3 protein-coding genes and 1 pseudogene are annotated in these 5,360 nt (G+C 58.4%); all 4 read left to right on the forward strand.

All coding sequences use genetic code 11. The features are described 5' to 3' along the window. Positions 1-1,895, forward strand: a 1,895-nt coding sequence (locus HMPREF1136_RS10345; protein WP_009648978.1) for a tetratricopeptide repeat protein, incomplete at its 5' end; no start/stop codon positions are given. Positions 1,896-2,046: 151 nt separating this feature from the next. Continuing rightward, on the forward strand, positions 2,047-3,867 hold the full coding sequence (locus HMPREF1136_RS10350) for a P-loop NTPase (RefSeq protein WP_156791881.1): 1,821 nt from the start codon (positions 2,047-2,049) through the stop codon (positions 3,865-3,867). A gap of 394 nt (positions 3,868-4,261) precedes the next feature. After that, positions 4,262-4,549: pseudogene (locus tag HMPREF1136_RS11510) on the forward strand (hypothetical protein); the annotation flags it as partial. Positions 4,550-4,567: 18 nt separating this feature from the next. Next, positions 4,568-5,360, forward strand: a 793-nt coding sequence (locus HMPREF1136_RS11080) for a tetratricopeptide repeat protein (RefSeq protein WP_232204203.1), incomplete at its 3' end; no start/stop codon positions are given.

Below are 5,360 nucleotides of genomic sequence, written 5' to 3' on the forward strand. Positions count from 1 at the left end.
TGGCTCGTGAGGCGGTGCGTTTGCGCCGGGTGTTGGCTGAGGCCTCCCCGCAGGCTTACACGCCTGATCTGGCCGGATCGTTGAATAATCTGGCGATTCGTTTGTCGGAGGTGGGTGAGCGTGGTGAGGCCTTGGTGGTGGCTCGTGAGGCGGTGGACGCGTATCAGGTGTTGGCTGAGGCTTCCCCGCAGGCTTACACGCCTGACCTGGCTGCGTCGTTGAGCAATCTGGCAAATTGTTTGTCGTCGATGGGAGATCGGGACCGGGCGTTGGTGGTGGCTCGTGAGGCGGTGCGTTTGCGCCGGGTGTTGGTTGAGGCCTCCCCGCAGGCCTACAGGCCTGACCTGGCCCGGTCGTTGAATAATCTGGCGAATCATCTGTCGGAGGTGGGTGAGCGTGGTGAGGCCTTGGTGGTGGCTCGTGAGGCGGTGGAGTTGCGCCGGGTGTTGGCTGAGGCCTCCCCGCAGGCCTACACCCCGAACCTGGCGATGTCGTTGAATAATCTGGCGAATCATCTGTCGGAGGTGGGTGAGCGTGGTGAGGCCTTGGTGGTGGCTCGTGAGGCGGTGGAGCTGTATCGCGGGCTGGCTGAGGCCTCCCCGCAGGCCTACACCCCGAACCTGGCTGCGACGTTGAATAATCTGGCGAATCGTTTGTCGGCGGTGGGTGAGCGGAATGAGGCGTTGGAGGCTGCCCGCGAGGCGGTGGAGCTGTATCGGGCGCTGGCCGAGGATTCCCCGCAGGCCTACACCCCCGACCTGGCAATATCGTTGAATAACCTAGCGAATTATTTGTCTGAGGTGGGGAAGCTGAACGAGGCGTTGGAGACCTTCGTCGAAGGCTTTGATGGCTTCTCCCCAGCTGTGCGTGCCCGCTTGCTGGTGGCCAGGGCCACCTGGCGTGACGACGGCGGAGAAGCGGGGGATGTCGTCGCGGCGGCCCGGGAAGCAGACTCCACTGATGATCCGGTGCTCCTGGGCCCGGTGCGCCGCATGATCGCCCGAGTGATCACCGATGTGGGAATATCGGACACGGGTCTTCCCCGTTGGGCCACCGTCGACGCTGAGTCGGCGACTTCCAGGATTGAGGGATGGCTCGAGTGTAGCGATCTAGCGCAGCGGGTGGCTTTCCTCGAAGCGCAGTGGAGCTCGCCGTCGGCCTCCGAGAAAGAAACGTTGGCCGCCCTCGCCGAGCTGTACGTGGAGCTTCCCCCTGTCGCCGCGCTCGCTGCCTTCGTGGAGCGCATCGCTGACAGCGGCATCCAGGCCGTCACAACCGATCTGCGGATCCATTACCGAGCTCGGCTGCTTGCGCGCGACTGGCGTGAGGCGCATGTGAGCGGTCGGGGAGTGAGCTTCCTGCGCGAGCACATGAGGGGCAACCCCGATGCGTCGCGCGACGAAGATCAGATCAACAAGGGTGACAAGCAGGAGTCGGGAGAATGGGAGAAAGACCTAGGCGACCCCGACATGAGAACCCGGGTCCTCCAGGTGTTGGCGGCAATGCTCCCGGAGGCTGAGGCAGCCAGTATGGCGAGTGTTCTGGCGCTTGCGGAACTCACGGATCCGAGAACCGCCTACGATGCGCAACGCAGCGACGAGGGCGCCGAAGACATGCTCAGAGAGTTCCTCGAAGCGCGCAATTGGCTGGCGATGACCCTAGTCCTCGGAGTGCGCCCGTCCGTGGCGGAATCCACCTACGGCAGTATTGCCCTCCTGCTCTTCGCCGCCGTCACCGACGAACCCGTAGAGAGGCTGCGCGAACTCTACGACTATGCGAACGAGGAGATGGACGCGATCCACCGCAGGCAGCTCCAGGCCCTGCTCGACAAGGCCCTCGGAACCGCCCAAAGCCCGAAATTGTTTTCTGATCTTCTCCTTTGGGTCAAGGAGTAGGTGTGTAGGGGCCAGAGAGACACGATATTTTGTAGCGAACGGTTCAACAATCATATGTATGTCGACGATTCTAAGGGGGACATCCTAATGAGAATCAATTTGTATGATGTCTTGTGTTTCTGCCGAAACGTGTACACCTTGGTATTGCGTCATGAGTGATCCATTTTTCTGGGATTCGGTGAAGTATCCGACGGGGTTGGTGGATATGGTTCACGTCGGGTGGGTGCAGCGCTTGCTTCGTTCTGCGGATTGGATGGGTTTTCCTGGTCCTGAGCCTGACCTGGTCATCGATGGGCAGACGCGTGTAGAGGCTCACGCGAGGAGGGTTTTTGACAAGTTTGTTGAGCTGGGGATCGAATACGTTGCGGAGCCGACAGATAGCGAGCCTGGGGCGCAGCGTATTCGGCCTGTCAACGAGGTGCTTAAATTTGGCAAGGCGACATGCGTGGATCTGTGTGTGGCCTTTTGTTGTGCTGCGCTCGATGCTGGGATCTACCCGCTGATCTTGACGGTGACGGCTGACGGTGGGCAGCGGCGGCACGCGATTGTCGTGGTGCCGATGGAACGTCAGTGGGCCATGGGGTGCGACGTCCTCATCGAGGAAGGGTTCAGCCGCGAGTCGATGATGCCTGGTGGGGAAGACCTGAAAGATCTCCTGGTCGAGTTCGTCGGGGATCCCGGGGGTTCGTGGTTGGCGATCGATGTCGCGCAGGTGACGGGATCGGGGGCTGGGTGGGGCGTTGCGCTCTCCCGCGGTGCCGCCTATATCCGGGACTGGGAGTGGGATGTATTAGTGGACATTGGGGGTCTGCGCAGTCGCTTCCCTGATCGGGCGCTTCCTCCCGGGGGGCACATCGAGAAGGTGTTGACGCCAGCGCACACTCCGTTACCTATAGAGTTCACGCCTTTGCAGCTGATTCGGGCGCGACATGCAATCGTTCCGTTTCAGGAAGGTCCTGAGATTCAGCAACTTCGAACCTGGGCCACGAGAATGCCGGAGGAAGCTGCGAGGCATGAAGGTGATGGTGATATCGCTGTTGCTGTGGTGACGGGGGCAGGGGGAACCGGAAAGACGCGTATGGCAGTGCAGTTGTGCGATGAATTTTCGCAAAAGGGTTGGTATACCGGATTTTTGCCGTCGACGACGGAAATAACGGACGCGGAACTATCGGCCCTCGTAGAGGTGGTAACAGAGCTGTTGGTTGTCGTGGACTACGCCGAGGAAGCTCGGCGAGGTCTCGTCGCACGGGTGTTTCGCGCATTGCAGGATAGAAAGACGGCAACGCGGATTGTCTTAACCGCGCGTGGTACAGATCAATGGTGGGATAGTTTTCGAAGCCGTATGGAGCAAGACGGTATTGATTTGAGCAGAACTCTTAAAATTTCCAACCTTGGACGGTTGCAGCAAGGGGTAGAGACAAGGCTGCTCGCTGATCTCTATGAAAGAGCGGTTGAAGTGTTCTCTCAATGTATGAATTTGAATCGTCCCTCAAATAGTGTTGTTCCAGATGATCTTGGTGAGACGGCACTCGATGTTGTACTGCAGGCCTGGAGTAAAGTGTGCAGTGAAAGAGTAGATAGTACAGCAATGCTATCGGATCGGAGTGAGCTTTATGAGCGTGTGTTAGAGATAGAGTTCGCTCAGTGGCGCAAAGCTCCAATACTGGCGGAGGTGAGCAACAGGCATCTTCACCGAGCTGCTGCAACTTTGAGTTTAGTTTCACCTGCGTCAGACGAAGAGCAGGTGGACGCTGCCCTTAGTGTGCTCCCGGAGTGGAACAGTGAGCACCTACGCCGTGGGCGCTTTGCAGAGCTTCTCGTGCAGGCATTGCTACGTACAGATAGTGAGAAACCTATTTGTCTCCAGCCAGATCCTGTGGCAGACCATCTTATCCTTACGGTTTTTGGAAATAATCCTGAACTCTTAGACGCTATCCTTTTAAGGAATGAAGGAGTGGGCTGTGGCTGTTAAATATCCTCGTGCAAGTCAAATTGATACTGAGCGTAGTCGCGTGCGGGAGCAACAGCTGCGGAACGTGTTTAGTGCTCTCACTCGTGCGGCCTCTCTAAATCGGGAAGCGGCAGAAGAGATTGCTTGTCGGACTCTGAGGCGCCACCCGCATTTGTGGCGTAATGCGCTGGGTGTTGCAATTGCGCAGGGAGGACCGTTTGTACGCGCCTTGGAGGACTTGATTAACTCTGGTGTTGATCTTCCTTTTGAGGATATTCTGGAAGAAATTTCACCTGGGGATGATGCTTTGCGGAGGGTGGCGCTCGCAGCGACTAATTGTCTGGTTACTTCTGCTCAACCAGGTACTGAAGAACAGTTGTACTGGCAAATTCTGTTAACGAAACGTCTGTTAGAGATGGGTGAGTGGGCCAAAGCGTTAACGTCTGCAGAGAAGGCTTTGGAAGTATGTCGCGTTCTGTCTGAGGGGTCACCTTCGGCGTATGCTGTGCAATTTGCTGAGGCATTAACTTTACTCGGGCGTGCGCGATATAAATTAGGTGCGACTGTTGAGGCGGAATATGCGGTCCGAGAGGCGGTGAAACTCTATCGAGAGTTGGCTAAATCAGAGTCTTCAGTCACTAATGTAAAATTGGTTGATGCTCTCAACGAGCTGGCTTCTATTCTGCGCGCGAATGGTAAACAAGGTGAGGCGCTGGATGTAATGCGTGAAGCGCTGCGTTTCCGCTGGTCGATGAACGGGAATCCGTCAGTGTCGCAAATGGATGACGAGATTGGAGATTCTGTTGATCGTGCCCCACTCGAAGGGAACACGGAACAGATGGCCGAGGTACTTAAGCATGCGCGCGACGGTGTGCAGTCGTATCGGGTGTTGGCTGAGGCTTCCCCGCAGGCCTACACCCCCGACCTGGCTGCGTCGTTGAATAACCTAGCGGCCTTTTTGTCGGAGGTGGGGGAGCGGAATGAGGCGTTGGAGGCTGCCCGCAAGGCGGTGGAGCTGTATCGCGGGCTGGCTGAGGCTTCCCCGCAGGCCTACACCCCGAACCTGGCTGCGTCGTTGAATAACCTAGCGGCCTTTTTGTCTGAGGTGGGGGAGCAGGATGAGGCGTTGGTGGCGGCCTGCGAGGCGGTGGGGCTGTATCGTGGGCTGGCTGAGGCTTCCCCGCAGGCCTACACCCCCGACCTGGCTGCGTCGTTGAATAACCTAGCGAAGCGTTTCTCGGCAGTGGGGGAGCGGAACGAGGCGTTGGAGGCGGCCTGCGAGGCGGTGCGTTTGCGCCGACCGCTGGCTGAGGCTTCCCCGCAGGCCTACACCCCCGACCTGGCTGCGTCGTTGACTAACCTGGCGAACATTTTGTCGGCGGTGGGAAAGCAGGATGAGGCGTTGGTGGCGGCTCGTGAGGCGGTGGAGCTGTATCGTGGGCTGGCTGAGGCTTCCCCGCAGGCCTACACCCCGAACCTGGCTGCGTCGTTGAATAACCTAGCGAAGCGTTTCT

Source organism: Actinomyces sp. ICM47, from assembly GCF_000278725.1.
Classification (GTDB): Bacteria; Actinomycetota; Actinomycetes; order Actinomycetales; family Actinomycetaceae; genus Pauljensenia.